The 20,758-nt window shown below is 48.9% G+C and carries 17 protein-coding genes; 2 read left to right on the top strand and 15 right to left on the bottom strand.

Annotated elements, in window-relative coordinates; genetic code table 11:
- Positions 1 to 21 precede the first annotated feature (21 nt).
- From priA to J7619_RS16200, 3 genes are read right to left on the bottom strand one after another with little or no spacing between them, the layout of a single operon-like run.
- Complete coding sequence (priA, locus tag J7619_RS16210) at positions 22 to 2,517, bottom strand: primosomal protein N' (protein WP_291200486.1); 2,496 nt, start codon at positions 2,515 to 2,517, stop codon at positions 22 to 24.
- Between the two features lie 42 nt (positions 2,518 to 2,559).
- Entirely contained in the window at positions 2,560 to 3,114 is a 555-nt protein-coding gene (locus tag J7619_RS16205; RefSeq protein ID WP_291200483.1) for an aminotransferase class IV, read from the bottom strand.
- 25 nt (positions 3,115 to 3,139) lie between these two features.
- Entirely contained in the window at positions 3,140 to 4,144 is a 1,005-nt protein-coding gene (locus tag J7619_RS16200) for an aminodeoxychorismate synthase component I (protein WP_291200480.1), read from the bottom strand.
- A 125-nt stretch (positions 4,145 to 4,269) separates the two neighbouring features.
- Between J7619_RS16200 and J7619_RS16195 the strand changes: the two genes are divergently transcribed.
- Complete coding sequence (locus J7619_RS16195) at positions 4,270 to 5,277, top strand: YpdA family putative bacillithiol disulfide reductase (RefSeq protein ID WP_291200475.1); 1,008 nt, start codon at positions 4,270 to 4,272, stop codon at positions 5,275 to 5,277.
- A 47-nt stretch (positions 5,278 to 5,324) separates the two neighbouring features.
- On the opposite strand, the gene J7619_RS16190 is transcribed toward J7619_RS16195, so the two are convergent.
- On the bottom strand, positions 5,325 to 6,398 hold the full coding sequence (locus J7619_RS16190; RefSeq protein WP_291200472.1) for a YCF48-related protein: 1,074 nt from the start codon (positions 6,396 to 6,398) through the stop codon (positions 5,325 to 5,327).
- 133 nt (positions 6,399 to 6,531) lie between these two features.
- Here J7619_RS16190 and J7619_RS16185 point away from each other — a divergent pair, with 133 nt between their 5' ends.
- Positions 6,532 to 6,834: a YtxH domain-containing protein gene (locus J7619_RS16185; protein ID WP_291200469.1), complete on the top strand. Its 303-nt coding sequence runs from the start codon at positions 6,532 to 6,534 to the stop codon at positions 6,832 to 6,834.
- 69 nt (positions 6,835 to 6,903) lie between these two features.
- Here J7619_RS16185 and J7619_RS16180 read toward each other — a convergent pair whose 3' ends face one another.
- From J7619_RS16180 to glf, 11 genes are all read right to left on the bottom strand, one after another.
- The gene (locus tag J7619_RS16180) at positions 6,904 to 7,443 is read right to left on the bottom strand and encodes a DUF4136 domain-containing protein (RefSeq protein ID WP_291200466.1); all 540 of its coding nucleotides are present in this window, start codon (positions 7,441 to 7,443) and stop codon (positions 6,904 to 6,906) included.
- A 22-nt stretch (positions 7,444 to 7,465) separates the two neighbouring features.
- A complete protein-coding gene (gene dnaG, locus J7619_RS16175) occupies positions 7,466 to 9,490 on the bottom strand; it encodes a DNA primase (RefSeq protein WP_291200463.1) in 2,025 nt (674 codons plus the stop codon).
- A 13-nt stretch (positions 9,491 to 9,503) separates the two neighbouring features.
- Positions 9,504 to 10,253, bottom strand: a complete 750-nt coding sequence (locus J7619_RS16170) for a TerC family protein (RefSeq protein ID WP_291200460.1) — start codon at positions 10,251 to 10,253, stop codon at positions 9,504 to 9,506.
- Between the two features lie 329 nt (positions 10,254 to 10,582).
- Positions 10,583 to 11,551, bottom strand: coding sequence for a hypothetical protein (locus J7619_RS16165; RefSeq protein WP_291200457.1), 969 nt, complete (start codon positions 11,549 to 11,551; stop codon positions 10,583 to 10,585).
- The gene (locus tag J7619_RS16160) at positions 11,544 to 12,941 is read right to left on the bottom strand and encodes an O-antigen ligase (RefSeq protein ID WP_291200454.1); all 1,398 of its coding nucleotides are present in this window, start codon (positions 12,939 to 12,941) and stop codon (positions 11,544 to 11,546) included. Before J7619_RS16160 ends, J7619_RS16165 begins: the two co-directional genes overlap by 8 nt.
- Positions 12,929 to 14,290 carry a hypothetical protein gene (locus J7619_RS16155; protein ID WP_291200451.1) on the bottom strand — a complete coding sequence of 454 codons (1,362 nt, stop codon included), beginning with the start codon at positions 14,288 to 14,290 and terminating at the stop codon, positions 12,929 to 12,931. The genes J7619_RS16160 and J7619_RS16155 overlap by 13 nt, the downstream gene beginning before the upstream one ends.
- Positions 14,254 to 14,991 carry a cytidylyltransferase domain-containing protein gene (locus J7619_RS16150; RefSeq protein WP_291200448.1) on the bottom strand — a complete coding sequence of 246 codons (738 nt, stop codon included), beginning with the start codon at positions 14,989 to 14,991 and terminating at the stop codon, positions 14,254 to 14,256. Before J7619_RS16150 ends, J7619_RS16155 begins: the two co-directional genes overlap by 37 nt.
- Entirely contained in the window at positions 14,991 to 16,136 is a 1,146-nt protein-coding gene (gene neuC / locus J7619_RS16145) for a UDP-N-acetylglucosamine 2-epimerase (RefSeq protein ID WP_291200445.1), read from the bottom strand. The genes J7619_RS16150 and neuC overlap by 1 nt, the downstream gene beginning before the upstream one ends.
- Entirely contained in the window at positions 16,129 to 17,142 is a 1,014-nt protein-coding gene (locus tag J7619_RS16140) for an N-acetylneuraminate synthase family protein (RefSeq protein WP_291200442.1), read from the bottom strand. Before J7619_RS16140 ends, neuC begins: the two co-directional genes overlap by 8 nt.
- 29 nt (positions 17,143 to 17,171) lie before the next feature.
- Positions 17,172 to 19,457: a GNVR domain-containing protein gene (locus J7619_RS16135; RefSeq protein ID WP_291200440.1), complete on the bottom strand. Its 2,286-nt coding sequence runs from the start codon at positions 19,455 to 19,457 to the stop codon at positions 17,172 to 17,174.
- Between the two features lie 120 nt (positions 19,458 to 19,577).
- Positions 19,578 to 20,684 carry a UDP-galactopyranose mutase gene (gene glf / locus J7619_RS16130; protein WP_291200437.1) on the bottom strand — a complete coding sequence of 369 codons (1,107 nt, stop codon included), beginning with the start codon at positions 20,682 to 20,684 and terminating at the stop codon, positions 19,578 to 19,580.
- Positions 20,685 to 20,758 lie beyond the last annotated feature (74 nt).

The following is a 20,758-nucleotide window of genomic DNA, read 5'->3' as shown; positions in this document are numbered from 1 at the left end:
AATGTGCAGTAAATGATGTTTTTATAAACAGTCCACGTCAATCACGACCTGGATGCTTTTTAGCGTCTTGTCAGTCAGAGTGTCAATTACTTTTTCCTGTATAAATGACTTTGCCGCCTTAAAATTAATCTTTTCTCGTTCAAGTTTGATGAGAATATCGAACAAAAACTGATTTCTTACTCTTTCGACCAGCGGGGGCTGTGGCCCCAGAACCCTGCTGGTGCCCAAATGAGCCGTCAGTTTTTCGGTCAGCACTTTCGCGGCCCGGGCGGCGGTACCCTCGTCGATATGCTTTACGGTAACTTTGATGAGCCGTGTAAATGGCGGGTAGCTGAACCGTTCGCGCTCCGCGATTTCGGTTTCGTACATACCCTGGTAATCATTATTGATGATCTTTTCGAGCAAAGGCTGTGATGGATTCGCGGTTTGGATCAGCACTTTCCCGGGCTTGTCCGCGCGCCTTCCCGCCCGTCCGCTCACCTGCGTAAGCATCTGGAACGCCCGTTCCGAAGCGCGAAACTCGGGAAAATGGATAATGCGATCGGCATCGAAAATGCCTACTACGCTCACATTGTCGAAATCGAGGCCCTTACTTACCATCTGCGTCCCTACCAATATATCAATGCCCCCTTCCTCAAAATCAGAAATGATTTGCTGGTAGGCGTTTTTGGCGCGGGTGGTATCGAGGTCCATACGTTGCACACGTGCCTCAGGGTACATCACATTGATTTCCTCCTCAATCTTTTCAGTCCCGTAACCCATCGTTTTCACTTTGGGTGAGCCGCAATGCGGGCAAGTCCGCGGCACCTCCTCCTTATGTCCGCAATAATGGCAGCGTAGTTCGCGGGCTTTCATATGGTAGGTGAGGCTCACGTCGCAGTTGGCGCATTCCGAAATCCAGTTGCATTCCTCGCATTGCAGGTAAGGCGAATACCCCCGACGGTTCTGGAAGAGGATCGTTTGCTCTTTATTTTTAAGGTTGTATTCCAAATGGCTGAGGAGCACGGAGGAAAACTCGTTCTTCATCTGCTTCTGCCGCTTTTCCTTTTTGGTGTCGATCAATTCAAAACGTGGCAATGCAGCATTCCCGAAACGCTGCTTCATTTCGACCAGTCCGTACCGGCCGCTTTGTGCGTGGAAATAGCTTTCCAGAGAAGGCGTTGCCGAACCAAGCAGCGTTTTTCCTTTATGCATGTACGACATAATCACCGCCACGTCGCGCGCATTGTAACGCGGTGCCGGGTCGTGCTGTTTGTAGGAGGTTTCGTGTTCCTCGTCGACGATAATTAAACCGAGGTTATCAAATGGCAGGAAAATAGCCGAGCGTACACCAACTACGAATTGAAATTTGCCATCCAGAATGCCTTTCCATACTTCGACTCGTTCATTATCGGAGAATTTGGAATGGTAAATACCCATCACATCACCAAAAACTTTGCGAAGCCGGATCACGATCTGGGTCGTTAGTGCGATTTCCGGCAGCAGGAACAATACCTGCGTGCCGCTTTCGAGCGCCTGTTTGATCAGCTCAATATAAACTTCGGTTTTGCCGCTGCCGGTGATCCCATGCAGTAGCACTACTTCCTTTTCAGCAAAGAGCTCGTGGATTTGTCGGGAAGCCTCCTTCTGGGTTTCGGTGAGTGTGATGGTGCCCATATTGCCCGTTGGAATATCATCAAAGCGGGAGACGAATATTTCGAACTGTTCGAAAATGCCTTTTTTAATGAGCGTATTCAGAGAGGCATCCGAAATGGTGTCATCCTGGCTGAATATCGATTTATCCAGACCTTTATAATTCAAATCCGGATTGTTGTAAACCGGGATGAAACTGAGGTATTTCAACAGGATTTCCTGCTGTTTGGGCGTTTTGTCGAGGTCGGCAGCGAGCCTGGAAAGCGCTTCATTGGTGGTGTAGGCAGCCGTAAGCCTGATTTTCTTCGCAACTTTCGGCTTGTAGCGTTCCTTAACCTCTTCATACAAAATTACCGCCCGTTTCCCGACCAGCGATTTGATAATTGAGGTTATATTAGATTTCTGCAAAAGCCTTTCTACTTCTTCGTAGGAAAGTGTCTGATGCTTTTTAATTTCTTCAACAACAAGAATCTCCTGATCCGTCAGCAACTCTTCATACTCAAATTCAGGATTTAACTGAATTCTCGACTGGCTGGTGATTTTTAACCCGGCAGGCAACGCTACATTCATCACTTCGCCGATATTGCAGAGGTAATATTCGGCTACCCAGGCGAATAGTTCCAATTGCTGCTGGGTAACGATCGGCTGCTCGTCGAGCAATTCCAGAATGTATTTTGCCTGGTATTTCACCGGCGGATTGGAATGCAGCTGCGCCACTACGGCCGTAATGACCCTTTTCTGCCCAAACTGCACGATTACCCTCGCCCCGACCTTGATCAGCGAGGCCATTTCCCGCGGGACCCGGTATGTAAACAGGTTCGGAATCGGTACCGGAAGGATCAGATCGGCAAATAGGGTGATTTCTTCCTCAAAAAGAGAGGTCATTGGTTCAATGCTTTAATTCGGGCGCAAGTTCGCAATTTGTGGTCAAGCAATCAACGAAACATCGAGTGTAGCGGCATGCGCCCAGTCGACCATCGCGTTGAATAGCCTTATCTGGCTGAATGCCCCGATGTCGCTTTCACGGATGTCGGCAGTTTCAATTATGCCTTGATCGAGCAGAAATGCGCGCTGGGTACCAGGTAAGAGCGGGCTCGCGGGCGTGAGCCAACGGTCGCCGTCGAGGAATGCGACATTGCAAAAGTTGGAATCAGTCACGAGTCCCTTCTTAATAATCAGGATTTCGTCCGCATCCCCGCGCTGCGCGTAAAGCGCATTGAGCGTATCCCGATTATCGTATTTATATCGGTAATCGATCTCATCATGATAAACCCGCCTTATTTTGCGGATGGCGCGACGGAAATAGGGTTCCCATTTGATATGATCGACGGTTTTATCGTAGGCAATGCGGCATTTGTGCATCGTACCGTCGACGAGGTCGGGTATATGAAGCAGTTCGGCTAAGTCCCATTTATCATCGTAACCCCATAATTCCCGGCGGGTTTTGTTCAGGCGCGCTTCGTGGTATGAGAGGTTTTTCAATTGCCGGTGTTCAACACAGATCGTTTCAAAGCACAGCATGCGGGGTGTGGCTAAATGGCAGATAAACTTTATCAATTACTTCCTGATATTCACTTTTGGCATTGCTCAATGCTGTAATTCCACCACCGCTTTTGAAAACCAGTTGATGATCCTGCTGCTCGATGAACCGGATCATCACGGCGCTTTCGAAGTTCTCCCCATCGAAATATCCCATTACACCCGTGTAATAACCCCGGTTATAATCTTCTGCCTCCTGAATGATTTCCAGCGTGCGGGGTTTCGGTGCGCCGGTAATGGAGCCGGCAGGTAATAGTTTTTTCAAAAGGTCGCCATATTGTCCATTGAAACCGGCTGGTAAAGTACCTGCAATTTCAGAACTAACCTGCAAAAGCGTTTTATCGGAAGCCTGAATGCGATCGATATAGCGGTAGCGCTCCACCCACACTTTTTCGGCCACCATACTGATGTCATTTCTAATCAAATCCACGATCGTGGCATGCTCGGCCGCCTCTTTATAGTCTGCAAGTATGACTTGCTCCGCATTCGGTATGGAGGCGTCGATGGTGCCTTTCATCGGGAACGAGGCAATGCGGTTACCTTGAATACGCACGAAAATTTCCGGGGAGAAGCAAACGAAGCGATTTTTGAACAATAGCCGGAAAGGCGCTTCACTGTGTCGGAATATTTGTTCGAGTGTCAGATTGGTTTCAACCGGCGTCGGTACAGAAAGATTGACCAGAAATGAATTCCCTGCATTCAAATGATGAAGTACGCAATCGAATTTGGGTTGGTAATCCTTGAAATCGAGCGGATGCTTGTCAAACTGAATATGCTCGGGAAGGTCGTCGCTGAATCCCGCAGCATCATTGGTAAAGCCATTCAGATGGAAGAGAATTTCCTTCGGATCGACGTCAGCGAGTTTCCAGGCAAGCGGTTTTTCGAATTGGTAGTCCACCAAAAAAAAGAACGGGGTTTTGGCTTTGCCCCATTCATTCAGTTTCTCCGTAAAGGCCCCGGCCGCGTTTTCCAAGCTAAAAAGTGGTATTATCAGACTTTTTGAACAGATAGCTAATTTACAAAGTTCAGAAACCAATAGCTAAATTAGAGGGTTAAAAGACTAAGGACGGTCAAGAGCAAAAGGCCGTCAGCCAAACAATGCACATTTACGACGCAATCATTATAGGCGGTGGCCCTTGTGGCCTCGCGATGGGTGTAGAGCTGGCCAAAAGCGGCCTCGATTACCTGATCCTCGAAAAGGGAAACCTGACCGAATCCATTCGCCGGTATCCACGACGGATGAAGTTTTTCTCGACTGCTGAAAATATCGAAATAGGCGGCATTCCATTTGCAATTTCGGACGTCAAGGCCAACCGCAACGAAGCTTTGCAATATTACCGGAAGGTGGCGGGATATTATCACCTGAATTTCAAGCTCTTCGTGGATGTGGACCGGACAGAAAAGCAGGCGGATGGTACTTTTCTGACGTATTCGAATGATGGTCAGGTGTTTCAATCCAAAAATGTGATCCTGGCCACGGGTTATTTCGACGTGCCGCGCATGTTGAATGTGCCGGGGGAGAACTTGCCGCACGTTTCACATTATTATGATGAGCCATTTAAATATTCCTATACGAACGTGGTGCTGGTAGGAGGTTCCAATTCGTCGGTGGAGGCCGCATTGGAATTGTATCGCCATGATGCGAAGGTGACCATCGTGCATAAGGAAGCGGATTTCCGAACCAAAGTGAAATACTGGCTGGTACCGGATGTGAAAAACCGGGTGAAGGAAGGGAAGATCCATACGCGGTTCAATTCGGTGACGCGGGCGATCGAGCCAGGGAGGCTTTTGATCGAAAATACCGAAACAGGAGAACAGGAATGGCTCCCGGCTGATTTCGTGTTCCTGCTGGTAGGTTACCTGCCCGACGAGCATTTACTCGCGCGCTGCGGGGTGACGCTTGACCCGGTTACGAAGGTACCAGAGTACAATTCGGAAACTTTTGAAACGAATGTGCCCGGTTTGTATTTATGTGGGACTGTTTTAGCGGGTGTATTTACTGAAAAAGTATTTATAGAAAACGGTCGTGAGCATGCGGCTGCTATCGCTGATCATTTGGCCGGGCGCGAAGTTCGGAAGGTGAATGAGTTGATTGATCGAATCTAAACTGCCACGAAGGCACGGCTGCGGCCGACCGTGAATGAACACGAAGCTCACTGATCGACCAATATCAGCTTCTTCTTTTTCTTTTTAGACGAAATCTTCTCGATTTTGCCAATCAAACCATTGGCCCCGACGCCGTAACCTACATTTCCGGCGAAACTTAGGGAATGGAACCCTTCGGTACCGAGTGAAATCCAGCTTTTGCCGCGGTCAAGGGAGACACTGTTGCCGGAAGGCCCGGAGGCTACTAATGCATAATTGTCGGAGCGGATCTGCGTATCGCCGTTCCAGGTGGCGTTGGTTTTGTGGTAAATGGCTACCGATTCTTTCAGGCCGGTGGGCTTGGTCATGCCGGATAATTTCCAGGTAATGCCACCGTCTTCGGTTAAAAGCACGTTTTGCGTTGAATCCGTGGTCTTTTTATAGTCTCCACCTACGGCTATTCCATCCTTTTTGGACCAGAATCTCAGTCCGAAAATTCCGCTCGTCGGTCCGGCGGGTAATGGGGTAGCGGCTACCTGCCAGGTTTGTCCATAGTCTTCCGACCTGAATACCCTTGCCATTTTACTGCCGCCGGTTCCAATGAAAACGGTTCCTTTTCCATTGGTAAGAATAGAGGTACCGCTTGCTGCGAAGCATGCCTCTCCGGGTTCGGCGGTCGGGCGTTTGTCGAGTGGAAGTTCCTGCCAGCTATCACCACCGTCTTCGGTTGTGAGAATGAAGAGTCGGCCCTGGGTCGGATCGCCAAGGCAAATACCCTTATTTTTGTCCCAAAAGTCGATTCCATCCAGAAAAACCCCATTTTGTGTAGTTTGGTACACAAGCTTCCAGCTCTCTCCGCCGTCCTCGGTTTTGTAGATTTTCGCTTTATCCTTTTCCGATTCGCCGGCACTCATTGCGATGGCGACTTGCTTATCGAATGCATGAATGTCGCGGAAGTCGAGCGAGTCGGCACCGGAAACTTTATACGTCGTCCACGTGTGCCCGCCATTGGTAGTCTTCAAAACAGTGCCCCGGGTGCCGCCAATCCAGCAGGTGGTAGGGGATACGGCATGTACTGCGCGCATATGGATCTTCGTTTTGATATCGATGACCTTCCATTGCGCCGAACTTTCTCCTGCCATAGCCAGGAAAAGGGATGAAAGCAGGAGTGAGAAAATGCCGTTTATGGAAAATCGGCGCGCTGACTTGCGAAGTGGCACAGTATTTTGTTATTTTCAGTTCTAATGTTTTATCAACACAAAATAGGGAATTCGTATGAACAAGAACCAAAAATTTTTGATTGGCTCGATCGGAGCACTGTTAACAGGCATCGCGATTGGCCTTTTGGTAGCTCCTAAAGACGGAAAAGAAACCCGCAAATTGATCAAAAATAAGGCAAATGACCTCGGTGGAAACGCGAAGGATAAATATGAGAAAAGCCTTGAAGAACTATCCCACCTGGCCGACAGGCTCAAAGAAGGGTTCCTGAAAAACGTAAGCAGCGCAAAAGAAAAAGCAAATGGCGTGGCCGACAATGTGAGCGAAAAAGTTCGCGGCGTAGTCAACAACAATGCTTAGTAACTCCGATATTCACGACATTGAAAGGGTTGTTTCCGATAACGAAGCAACCCTTTTTGTTATTCGGACTTAGGGTATTTTGGTCACTATTTCGCTGATTACCTGATTGATACCTTCGATAAAATTCTTCGTCTTCTCAGCGATAATGCCGCTTGCCCCGCCCTGCCAGACCATCCGGTTATTTGCAGCATCCACCAGGTCGATCACGATCGTGCCCTCGCGGTATTTCCCGGTTACTACTTCTTCGCTTTTCCAGGAGTAGCGTCGCTGACCCATGTAGCGGGGCAGGCCGTCGGTACGGAAGTCTGTTTGCCGGGTTTGCAATTGTTCCTGCACATTCAATGCGATATTAATTTTCAGAGTCGGGTCGCGTGCCTCGTCCAGCCCTCGAGCTTGCAGATTTTTGGCAATGGCTTCCTTGATAATGCCTACGTTTTTTTCAAAGTTTTTGGAAACAGTATCACCTTTGGCTTCAATGTCATAAAAACCGTAAGTAGGGTAGTCCGAGAGCTTGAAGGAATCTTCTTTTTTGACTTTCAGTAATTTATAGGACGGATTGCACGCGGTAATCAGCAAGACAAGGCACAAAAGGGCCAGTGCATTTTTCATGACAGCGAATATTTAGGTTAAATTATCCGATTACGCTTCCCAATTCCTTGGCGGCTGCCATGCTGATGCCCTTATAAAAGCGGTACTCATTCATAATGGCATCTTGTTCTTCGCTTGTTTGCGCCTCCGCCATATTTTGAATACATGTCTTCATCTTTTCTTCGACAAAGGCCTTTTTTAGCCGCAGAATGTTGTTGAATGCCGTTTTATCGAGAACGTCGGTCTCAAACGGTACATAAATTTCATATTTTTCTTTCCAAAGTTCGCTAAGGTGGTGCTTCTGCGTCACCCAATCAATGGCGAGGCTTCTGATCTCAACTTCATGATGTTGCAAGAAATAATCGGTAGTTAGAACTTGGCTCCTATTAAAATGCTCCCTGAAAAGTGTAAGTAGATGGCTATAAATTGGATCCTTGAAGTTGACGTCCTTGATCTGGTCCAATACATATCCGCAGACCGTAATGCCTGGTTCTAGTTCCTGGGTACCGTGGACAACTAGCAACTTTACAAACGCTTCCTCCTGGTAATGCAGTTTGGTCCGTTGAAATGTTTCGGGTGCAACTTCTTCGGGAACAAAAGGATTTACATCGGGCTCGCCCGCAAATGGTCCGAAACCGTCACTAAACAGCGCGTCCAAATCCGCGGGACTTTCAGGTCCGGGGCTTTGCGGGTTGCCGAATCCCGAAGCCGGGTTGGATTGCCGCGGTGGCCGCTCGTTCGATTTGGCAGTTTGCTGCTTCCGCATCAGCTTGTTGCCTTCGGTGATCAGCATTTGCTCGTCCACCCGCATCATTTCCGATGTGCGGTGGAAAAACACCTGCCTTTTGATCGCGTCGGGGATTTTGACGATGCTGTTGACAACTTCCTGGATCACCGCCGCCAACCGGAAGGGATCGTTTCCGGCGTCCTGCAACAGGATTTCCGTCTTGAAGGTGATAAAATCCTTCGAAGCCTTCTTCAAATGCGCTTTGAATGCTTCGGCACCTACCCTGCGGACATAGCTGTCGGGGTCTTCGTTGTCGGGGAAAAGGACGACATTCACATTCAGACCTTCCTCCAAAACAAGGTCGAGTCCACGCAATGCTGCTTTGATACCCGCCATATCGCCATCATACAGAATGGTGATATTCGGCGTGAAACGGCCGATCAACCTGATTTGTTCGACCGTGAGCGACGTTCCGGAAGAGGCTACGACGTTTTCGATCCCCGCCTGGTGCAGTGAGATGACATCTGTGTATCCTTCGACCAGGTAACAATGTTCCAGGCTGCGGATTGCATTCTTGGCCTGGTAAATGCCGTACAGGACCTCGCTTTTATGGTAAACTTCGGTTTCGGGCGAGTTGAGGTATTTTGGCTGATTTTTGTCAGACTTCAATATCCGCGCCCCGAACGCGATCGTCTTACCTGCAACATTATGGATCGGGAAAATGACCCGGCCGCGGAAACGGTCGTAACCTGCGGTATGGCTGCCCTCCTTATGAATGAGTAGCCCTGCTTTTTCAAGAATTTCGGCCGAGTAACCCTTTTCTAATGCTTCTTTGGAGAATGAATCCCAGTTGTCGAGGCTGTAACCCAGCTCGAATTTCTTGCGGATTTCATTCGTAAAACCACGCTCCCTGAAATAGCTCAGACCGATTGCCTGGCCTTCTTCGCTGTGATGGAGCTGGTGCTGGTAATAGTTTTTGGCGTAATTGAGGATGATGTACAAACTCTCCCGCACATTCTGCCGGACAGTTTCCTCATCGGTCAGTTCCTCTTCCTCAATTTCAATATTGTATTTGCCCGCCAGGTACCGTAACGCTTCACCATAACCGATGCCGTCGATATCCATCACGAACTTGATGGAATCGCCTGCGGCGCCGCAGCCGAAGCATTTGTAAATCTGCCTTACCGGATTGACATTGAAGGATGGAGTCTTTTCGTTGTGAAACGGGCAGCAGGCGCCGTAATTAGCCCCTTTTTTCTTTAAGGACACAAAATCCCCTACCACTTCCACAATATCTGCGGCTTGCTTGATCCTCTCTACCGTTTCGGGGTTAATGCGCATAATTTTCTAATGTTCAGTTCACGCGGTCGCGCAGCTTCACCGGATTTTTCTTCTTGTCGAGCTGCATATTGAGCAATTCTACGAAGAACGAGAATGCCATCGCGAAATAAGCGTAGCCTTTCGGGATTTCGTAGTGGAATGCTTCTGCGACTAGCAGCGTGCCAATCATCAACAAAAATGACAGCGCTAAAATTTTGATGGAAGGGTGATTATTTACAAAATCCCCGATTTTAGCCGCGAAAGCGATCATAATGAATGTGGACGCGATGACCGCAACGATCATAATCGGTACTTCCTTTACGAGGCCAACGGCCGTCAGCACGGAGTCGAACGAGAAGATAATGTTCAGTAAGGCAATCTGTACCAACGCGCTGCCGAATGACATCGATTTTTTGTCTGAAATATCACCCGATGGCAGGTCTTCCGGCTCGCCTTCGAGCTTGTGGTGAATTTCTTTGGTAGTACTATAAAGCAGAAAGAGCCCGCCGCCGAGCAGGATCAGGTCACGCCCGCTGAAACCATGGCCGAACAGGTTCAATACATCTTCTTTGAGACCGATAACCCATGAGATGGCAAACAAAAGTGCAATCCTTAGCACCAGCGCGATGAGCAAACCATTGTTTTGCGCTTTTTTTCTTTGATTAACAGGCAGTTTGCCGGAAACGATTGTGATGAAGATTACGTTGTCTATTCCAAGGACGACTTCCAGCAATGTCAATGTAAGCAAACTGATGAGCGCGTCGGTGGTAAAAAGTGATTCCATGAATGAGTTGGTGAGTGTTAATTGTACGAAAGTAATCAGGCAGAGTAGTTTGAGCAATAATTACGCCAATTTTCCGTAAATTTGAGGTATATGGTATTCCGGCAGAAAATTTTTATGGAAATGTCCATTATTTTCTGATTAGAATTTAGAAATTCGCATCCTAAAGTTTTTTTCTGATTACTTTAGTTTGTTATTTTGCGGTACTGAAATTCAATTTGAAATTTATCCGAGCGATATATAGATATTAAAAATATAGTGTGTGTATAGTGTGAAACAGGGCATGGAAATTTTTCTATGCCTTTGTTTTTTATAGACTGTTTATCAGTTAATTAGGGTTGCTTCCGCTCGATCTCCCGATACAATTCAACCAGCCTGGCTACTACATCGGGCATTTCGTATGGCACGGCAATCAGTCGCCGCGCTTCTTCCAGTTTTGCCGTTAAATCGGTTTTCGAAAAGTCCTGAAAAACACTGCAAAATGGCGGCCTCTGAACTGCCGCAGATGCTAATACGGGTATTCCGAGTTCACGCGCTTCATGAATCGACAGCGAGATACCGTCGGTCGTTGTATTTCGGATGAATGCGTCGGAAAGCAATAAAATACTTTTGAAATCATGTAAGTAGTTGATAAAAAAGATGTTGCCTGGAATGTGTGTTGCATGTTGCTGAATGTACGATTGATAATTGCTTGATGGGTCCGATATCAGAAGTTGATATGCCGGATAATCGGCGAAGCGGTTGACCATTTCTGAAATGCCGTAGATCTCCCGGCCGTTTTTATCGAATGTCAGATTCCAGGCATTCGTGCAGAATGTCGCCCGATAATGCTTGCGGCGGCACATTATAAAGGCTTGTAAGGGCGCCGGCAGCGGTAGTATTTCCGGGTCAGTGATATAGGTTGAAATTTGGCATGCGCGCGGGTTGCAGCGCAGTGCCTGTAACAGGCTCGTGCGCTCCTGCACGATGGGCACATGCGCGAGGCGTGCGGACAATGCAACCGCCCGGTTTCCCGGCGAGCGATATCTGCCCCAGCATCCGTGATAAGTAATGATCAGTCTTTTGCCCGTGAGCCGACAGAGCACGGCTGTTACTACTTGTGCAACCGGGTTTGAGAAATGGATGTGGATGGTATTATGTGTAGCTATTTTGAACAGAATTTTGAGTATTGAAACCTTCCCGTAATCGCAAAAGTCGAAATCAAGATCCATTTGCCGCATACGTCTCGTAAGCCGTTGCACGTGCATACTCACGCCTCCGACCGGTGGCGGCATTTTTCCGATAATCAGGAGTTTAGCCACGATCGGTAATGGATTTGTTTCCGGCGATTTTGGAATAATAATAAATGCAGATGAGGAGTACAGGTGCTATACAATTGATTGTGAGGCTCCTGGCTGGTATAATCACAAAGACATAACCAACCGAATGCACAAATAGTAAGTAGCAGCCCAGTGTAATGGGTAGTATCCGGTATGAACGCCGCGGCGCCGTGGCCTTCAATAGCTGACAGCCTAATGCCGCAAAGAGCCCGTACAGATACAATATCCCGACTAACCCTTGTTCAGCCAGGATCGTGAAGAACATGGAATGAGCTTCGCGGTAGCCCGGACCGAGCAGCTCGAAACTCCCTGTACCGTGCCCGAAAAGTGGGCTGTCGAGAAACAGCTGATAAGCCAGTCTCCGGATCTCCACCCTTCCGCTCACTTCCTGGATTTTTTGTAAAACCGGCCCGACAGTCTGAAAATCCGCAAAACGCAGCTGCCATGAATATGCCAGATCCGGATTAATGAGATACATGAGGCGATCAAAACCTGCGACGAGCAGTATACCTAGCGCCATAAGCCAAAGCAAATGCTTCCATTTGCTGACGATCCGTATGGAAACAAGCAGGTAAGGCAGCACAATAAGGACTGCTCCGCGAGAAAAGGACAATATAACTACGAGCGCAAAAAGGAGTATGAACAGCGGAAGTAAAAGCCAGGAGTAACCTGTGCGCATCGCATAATGTATTGTAAAGGGCCAAAGGAGTATGAAATAGGCCATGGTTACATTGGTATCCGAGATATTTCGGGTCACCAGCAGGTTGCTGGCACCTCTATATTGGGCGCCGAAAAACACGAGGCCAAATGTGCCGAGCGCCAATAGGATGAAGGTGAGACAAAGTGACCGTTCCAGAAGCTCCGGAAATGAGGGATGCCGGCACAGCATGTTGAGATACAGGAAATACGAGGGAATGGTGACAAGGAGCAATACAAAAGCACCCGTGATGATGCCTGAGATGTTTGGCGAAATGGCGATGAACAGGAAGTTGAATACCACCCATGATGCGATCAGGCCCTTTTCAATGCCTGTAAGGTTCGTTTTATAGCGGATTAGTGTGGAGAACATGTAGAGATCGGCCAACAGGAAAGGAAGTAGTCGCCATAAGGAATTGGCTCCCGCAGGAAAGTCGTATTTCTGAAACAGGTGTAAAAACTGGCTCAGAACAGGTATACTGAGCACATAGAAAAGTTTGTGTTCCGACGGGAAGAACAGTGAGAGTGCGCAATAGATATAGAAGCCGAAAACGAACACCGTTTGAAGGGTACTTTCACCAAAAATGAGCAACGAATCAAACAATAGGATAGCGGCCCAGGCCATTCCGACGGATAGCATGGCCATGCTGCTCGCTGCGACGATCAGCCTAACCATTCCCGGATACATTGGGTAGCCAAAGAGACGGAATCGGGTGTGGCGTGATGAATGACGGGTTCTACAACACTCCCGAGATTGTCAGGAGCATCGCCGTCTGCTAATATTTTATCCAGTTTCTCAAACAATTCGCGACGACTGTAGACAAGCGGCTCTTTCAGGCAAGCAGGAAGCAGCTGTTGGTGAGAATAGTCATAAAACCGCTTCATGGATTGCGCATAATGCACACTTGAATGGGCGTCGTAGGCGATGCTGATACAAGGTTTGTTACAGGCAAAGGCATCCAGCAACATGGTGGAGGCGACTTGCACGCAAACCGCGCACCGTGCTAGTTGCGAATGCAGCGTTTCAAGGAAATCGACGGGCGGCAGCTGATTGGGATGCCGACCAAACGGGTGGAAAAAGTGAACGTTTTTAATCCCGATAAAACGGTCGTACCGCCTCGGATCGTCGCCGGGATGGCATCTTACCAGAATCACAACACCGGAGCGATTTTGTGCATATTTGAGCAGGTCGCAGATCAAATAATTCTGGCAGGCATGGTGCTTGATGGCGCCCGTCGCAAAAAGGATGATCGGGGTTCTAGGAGAAATTTCCGGGATACCTGTTAAATGATGATTTCGACTCGGTTGTTTCTGGAAATAGACATCAAATCGGGGAATACCCGCGATGTGCACCAGCGCATGATCTCCCAATGCTGTGTAGAACCGGTCATATTCGAGGGCTATCAGGTTGTTCCAAACCAGTACCATGTCAGATTTCGCGTTGATGACCCCTTTTGAAGTCAGATTGTCCCAACTGATGACGATCGATATGCAGGGAATTCCATGAACCCTAAGTGAATTGGCCATAGCATTTTCGCGCAGATCAAGTGGAGAAGTTGATATCACTGCCTGGAAACTATGCTCGACAACCGAAGCGTGCAGGTCCGGCAGCGTTGTGCTGCGAATAAGCCAGTTTCTGATGAAGATTAACAGCGAGCCGCTCAGCAATATGAGTGAAGGGCTCTTTCGGGAAATGCAGAAAAGCCAATGGGCGACCTGGCTCCGTTCCAGGAGTTTGATACGAATAGTGTCCAGGTTAAAATAGTGCCCAAAAAGCAACATCTGGATGGTGCGAAGCCATTTTAAAGGCTTTGAAACTGTTGGAACAGACGTAGGCAACAGGGCCATATTCAATCGAAAATGTTCATTAAGTCGTTTGATGTCCTCGGCGGTCAGTAAGTCCGACATGACAGAAACCCTGTAATGTCCACTGAGCTCGGCCATCAGGCCGGAATGAATTACGTTAATAATCGCAAACGGATTGGTAATCAATACGAGAATATGTTTTTGGTCTGCTCTTTCCATTGTTGAACAAGGTTTTCGGCCTGCATCCAGTCGGCCGGTGTGTCGATATTGATCCCAAATGCGTGTTCATTCAGCCACGCTGTCGTTTTTCCACCGGTAATCAGTCCCTCGCGGATTAGTGATGTGTGCGCAATGTAAATCTCGCCGTCGCGATGATAGGCTGCGGGAAGGTCCTGCCGTCGGGTAAACATAGGACGTCCCTCAGCATGGATGGCTCTTTCAAGCCCGTTTTCCCCGAAAGCATATGCCCAGAAGGGGTTGAAGGTATCGGGGATTTTTCGCAAGGTGACCAGGCTGTCGGCGTTTTGCTGAACAATGCGACGGATAGTGTCGTCGATCATCCCTGGTACGCGGAACGGGCAAGTAGGTTGGAGCAATACGAGGTATTCGAAGCATCCGTAGTGCTCTTCGGCATAGTTCAGCGCATGAACCACTACATCGATCATCGGGGTGTGGTCCGTGGCCAGATACGCGGGCCGCAAAATCGGTGCGGTTATCGCGGCAAAACAATTGGCAAAGAATGCAGTTTCCGGACAATCCGTGGAAACGAGGATCATATCCAGCAGCTCAGACTGTTCCGCTGCTTCAAAAGTGTATTGGATCAGCGGCATTCCGTCAAGCAATTTCATATTCTTACCGGGAACCTCTTTGGACCCCATTCTCGCCGGAATGAGGCCCAGGATTTTTGGAAATCGAGTCATTAGTTGGAGAGAATGTGTTTTTTGAGAATAAACGGAATTGTTGCGAGCTGTCCGGCGATCTGCTGCCCGGCGTTGCCTTTTCCATACAGCGTTACAGGCGCGAAAGGCGCATGTATGAGCTGGCGTCGCACGGCAGAAATAATAGCTTCGGCGTCCGGTGTGCAATCCGTTACGTTCGGGCCCCGCTCGCGGCCGTTTTGCCTGCTTCCGATATTCACAGCAGGTACACCTAATGCACTGCATTCGCGTATCCCGACGCTGGAATTACCGACAAAGCATGCGCATTTTCGGAGCAACTGGATGAAGTGAGTGGAGTCCATATTTTTGAAGAAATGAAAGGGAATGTCGGGATGTTGTTCACGAAATGCGCGAATCCCCTGGGCGGTACCCGCGGTTCCGGGGTCGGCATTGGGCCAAAACCAGATGGTGGGCATGTTCAGGGCTGCTATGGCATGCAGGGTATTGCTGATCTGCCATTGGGAATGCGCAGCTTCGGTAGTTACGGGATGTTGCAATACCATCAAATAGGGAATATTCAAATCAGGTCTGGATCCAACACCTCCATAAGTTTCGTACGGGTTGAAATTGCAATCCTCATGCTGGTACACTAGGTCGATGGACGGGCAGCCGGTGTGGTAAACCTTGTGTGGTAAAAGCCCCATGCGAATGAGGCGGCCCCGTGCATTTTCGGTCGCGGTAAAATGTAAATCGGCCAGCTGAGAAATGCTGTTCCTGATCCGGTCGTCGATGTTGCCGGTAACTTCGCCACCCTGGATGTGAGCGAGTGGGATGTTCATATTTACCGCCGCGATTGCCGTCGCGATAGTTTCGAACCGATCAGCGACGGTTACCACCACATCCGGGCGGTGATTGGCAAAGAAAGTAGCAAGTTCGATGACAGCCAACCCGGTTGTTTTGGCCGAAGCGGTGCTGCTTTCTACATCCAGCAGGTTTGGGATAATGGCTGAAATCGGTAGGTTCTCCGCTTCCAGGTGGGGGAGAATGTTTCCAAATCGATCGGCAAGCGCACTGCCGGTTACGACAATTTGTAAAGTGAGTCCGGGATGGGCATGGATGGCTGTCAGCACGGTTTTAACCCGGCTGTAACTGGCCCTGGCTGTGATTACGACGCAGATTTTACGCATGGTGCAGATGATTTTCGGTGAGGAACTCCCACTTGGCGATATCCCGGGTAAGGGTTTTACCCAAAACTTCCTGATACCTTGCCGCCGCTACGCCAAAACCGGCCGGTTTTTTGGTTTCGAGATCCGAGCATTGGATCTGTTCACCTTTTCGCAGATCGCGGTTGACGGCCAGTGACTTACCGAACATGCTTTTCAGCCTTGAAAAAGCAGCATTCGCGTCCTTGTTCACAGGGAAATTGAGAGCTGTTTCGATTTTACGTATGCCGGCAATCAGCGTGGTCGCTTGTCGTAAAGTCAGCGACGACAACGCGTCGGGGTTGGACATCCGCTTGTCGAATGTGACATGGAATTCGAGCAGGCGTGCACCGAGCGCGGCCGCGGCCAGGCAAGCGAAAATGTCACCCGAATGATCGGAGAAACCTACTGCGACCTGGTAACGCTGACTCATTTCAAACATGACATTCAGCCCCCACTGATGCGGCTTTGCGGGGTAAGCCGTTGTGCATTGAAGAATGGAAACCGGCGTACCCCGAGATTGCAGAAATCCCATGGCCTGATCCAGTTCGACCCATGAACTCAACCCCGACGACAGTATCACCGGCTTGCCCGTGGCTGCTATCTTGTCGAGCATGGGCAGGTTATCTACCTCGCCCGAACCGATTTTAAAACCGAATACCCCGATCTCATTGAGCAATTCCACCGCGGCCAGCGAGAATGGACTTGCGAGAAAATCCAGTCCCGCCTTTTCGCAGTGTTTTTTAAGTCCAGCCCATTCCTCGAGGCTAAATTCCATGCTTTTCCAATAGTCGAAGCGGGAGCCGTTCTGGTAGGGGATTTTGACGCGAAAATCTTCATAAATACTGCTTTCCGCGTCGGCGATATGAACCTGGAATTTGGCCGCGTTGGCACCTGCGTGAGCGAGCGCATCAATGTACGCATGCGCGAGGCCGATGCTGCCTTCATGGGCCTGGCCAATTTCCCCGATAACATAAATGTGTTGTTTCATAGGTGTGTTTTTACTGGTTGAAATGGATATTAATAATAATTGTATTGGTACCGGTGGAGGTAGCGGGTGCCGTTGAGAACCACGTGTAAATCAGGCAGGAGTGCCTGTGTGCGGGCATTCTGTATTTCGCTGAGCTGATGATTGAACGTGAAATGTTGCCGTACGATGTACAATGTCATGTCGGCGTACGGGCCGAGTAGGCGCGCATCGGTTACCAGGCCAACGGGCGGGCTATCGAGCAGCACATAGTCGTATTCCACTTTGAACGTCGAAATGAGGCTGGCAACTTTTGGAGAAAGCATTATTTCGCCAGCGTCGGGGTATGAGGCCCCGGCCGCGAGAAAGTCAAAGGGCTGCACGGCATTACTTTGTTGAATGAGTGGTTCATTTCCCAATACGATGCACTCCGTGATACCCTCGGTCCGTAGGTTCAGGAGTGCGGCCAGAGATGGTTTTCTGAGATCGAAATCGATGAGCAGAACCTTCTTGCACGCGAGCGCGAGCGACTGTGCGAGGTGCATGGCGACGAACGATTTCCCTTCATTGGCCATGGCCGAAGTGAGTAAAATTACCGTATGCTGCCTCGCGCCTGTGACAAATTGGATATTTGTGCGTAATGAACGGAATTGCTCCATAATGAGGCTACGGTTATTTGTCGTTTTGAACAAAGCCGAACGGTTCTGCTGGCTGATTTCTCCGAGTATCGTCACATCGCATTGGCGCAGAATGTCCTCCTTCGACGTGACTTTTCCGTGGAATGTTTGCCGGATGTAGAGCGCGCTGACCGGCGCCAGAATGCCGGCAAGTAATGCGACCAGCATCGTAAGCTGCCGGTTAGGATAGGAAGGTAACGGGCTGGCTTTGGGCGGATCGATAACCCTTGCATTGGCGATGTTGGCCGAACGGGAAATCGCCGTTTCCATTCGTTTTTTGAGTAAAAACAAATACAGCTCCTGTTGAATACCCTGCTCACGGGTTTGAGATAAAAATGCGCGCTGGTGCCCGGGCAGTTGAGAAATTTCAGCTTCGAAGTCTTTGCTATACGCTTGGATAGCGCCAATGCTTAGCGATAGTTCCTGTTTCTGTTGTTGAATTGCTTCAAAAATTTGGTTGCTCAAAGCCTCGATCTGTTCGTCGAGCGCCCGCACGTCCGGATGGTGCCGCCTAAGCGAGGCGAGCGCTTCCACGCGTGCGAGCTGTATTTCATTGTATTTTCTGACCAGAGTGGTGAAATTATCGTCTTGCGGATATAATGCAGAGGGAATGGCAGTACCAGGCTTTTCATGCAAATGCGCTTCCAACAATCGCACGATTTTCAGCCGAACAGCCAGTACTTTCTCCTCTGCAGCATTGGCGGCCGACCGTTGAAGTGCCTGGCGACTGTTCTCGGCCATATCGATCATCCTATACTGCCTCCGGAAACGTTCGATACTGGTTTCAACCCGGGCCAGTTCGGTCGAAATACGTGTAAGATTGGTGTTGATGAATGCAATGGTGTTATCCGCTATTTTGTTTTTCTCTTCAATACTTGCTTTTTGATACCTGAGGATTAGTTGTTTCAAAATAGCTTCGCCTTTCCGGGGTAAAACATCCTGAATGGACAGGTTCACCAAACTGGCTGTTTTGTTTGGCGCCTGAATGCTCAAAAAATGGGCATAATGGTCGAGTACCGCTTCGGTTGACGATATTTTAAAGGAATATTGGTAATCGGAAGCGGGTTTGAAACAGGTAGTATCGACGATCGCCAGGCCGTGCGGCAATGCCAATTGGTGGCCGAACCGGCCGTTGTAAATGCTGTCCGGTGTTTGGAGCATAAATGAATCTCCGGGCGTCGTTGAGATGCGATAGGTTACCGGTTGAGCAGGAAGATGTTGGAGAAACCGGATTTTGTAAGGTGTTTTCTCGTAAAGTTCGGTGGTTTTGAGATGGCCCGAAGCAAAGTATTGTGTAGTTAAATGCAGATCACCGACTACCTGGCCCAGCAATATGCGGCTTTTGAGTATCTCGATTTCGTTTTCCACGCTGCTGGTAGCGTCGGGCAGGCCGAGTTCTTCGAGTAATGCAGTTTCATGAAAATCGCTTCCCCTCGAATCATCCTGGACCATTAACGATGCGGTAACCGTATAATGCGGTGTTTTGTAGCGCAGAAAGGCCCACCCGAACGCAAGAGACAGCAATGGCGAAATGAGGAACCAGTACCAACGAAACTGAATGGCTTTCCACAGTGGGTTTTCGACCCAGTCCTGGAAAGGTGCGAAATCTGCTATCTGAATTTTAGGTGCCGGCATCTGCATACACGTGTCAGGTGATAGCATTTAGACGCTGGCTTGTAATTTTGGTAACGCGACTTCTACAAAAGTTTTTTCAGAATTTTTTCCGGAAAAACAAAAAACCTGTCTCAACGGCTTGAAACAGGTTTTTTGGCGAAAAATATTTTAAGAATCGAAATGCACTTTTACTTTTTTAAGTGCTGATGCTACTACTTGGTGCATGTCGTAGTAACGATATTCGGCGAGCCTTCCGCCAAAAATGACGTTGGGTTCCTCGGCTGCGAGGGCTTTGTATTGATTGAATACTGCCGTGTTTTTATCGTCGTTTACCGGGTAGTATGGCTCGGCACCTTTCACCCACTCCTGCGGGTACTCGTGCGTGATCACGGTTTTGGGCTGCGTGCCGAATTCAAAGTGCTTATGTTCGATAATGCGGGTGAAAGGCGTTTCTCCATCCGTGTAGTTGACCACCGCGTTACCCTGATAATTATCCTGATCCAGCAGCTGATTTTCAAAGCGCAGGCTACGGTATTCGAGCTGGCCGAAGCGGAAATCAAAGTACTCGTCGATAGGGCCGGTGTAAACGATGGTTTCCGCCAGGGCCGTCAAAGTTTCTCTTTCTTTGAAGAAATCCACCGCTAGACGAACGTCTACGTCTTTCAGCAATCCCTCGGTAAGTTTGTTGTAGCCACCGATAGGAATGCCCTGATAGCGGTCGTTAAAGTAGTTGTTGTCGAATGTAAACCGTACGGGAAGCCGTTTGATAATGAATGCCGGCAGTTCGGTGGCTTTTCTACCCCATTGCTTCTCAGTATACGCCTTGATCAGTTTCTCGTAAATGTCTGTACCTACCAGCGAGATCGCCTGCTCTTCGAGGTTTTGCGGGTCCTTAATGCCTGCCTCTTCCACCTGCTGACGAATCTTTTCCTTCGCTTCCTCCGGCGTCCGCACCTTCCATAGCTGGTAGAAAGTGTTCATATTAAATGGAAGGTTGTAGAGTTCACCATTGAAATTGGCTACGGGAGAGTTGGTGTACCGGTTGAATTCCACAAAAGAGTTCACATAGTCCCAGATGTCCTTGTCGTTGGTATGAAATATATGGGCACCGTATTTATGGACATTAATGCCTTCGACATTCTCGCAATACACATTGCCGCCAATATGGTCGCGGCGATCGATTACCAGACATTTCTTTCCGCGTTTGGTTGCCTCATGGGCGAATACCGATCCCCACAAACCTGCTCCTACTACCAGATAATCATACTGTTTCATTAATTCCCTGTTGCGTGTTATGATGTGGCTAATTGATTTGGCTGTGAATATATTAAAAAGAGAAAGGCTCCCGA

The organism is Dyadobacter sp., assembly GCF_017744695.1.
Lineage (GTDB): Bacteria > Bacteroidota > Bacteroidia > Cytophagales > Spirosomataceae > Dyadobacter.
The sequence above is the reverse complement of the archived record's forward strand: the minus strand, read 5'-3'. Positions and strand labels throughout refer to the sequence as shown.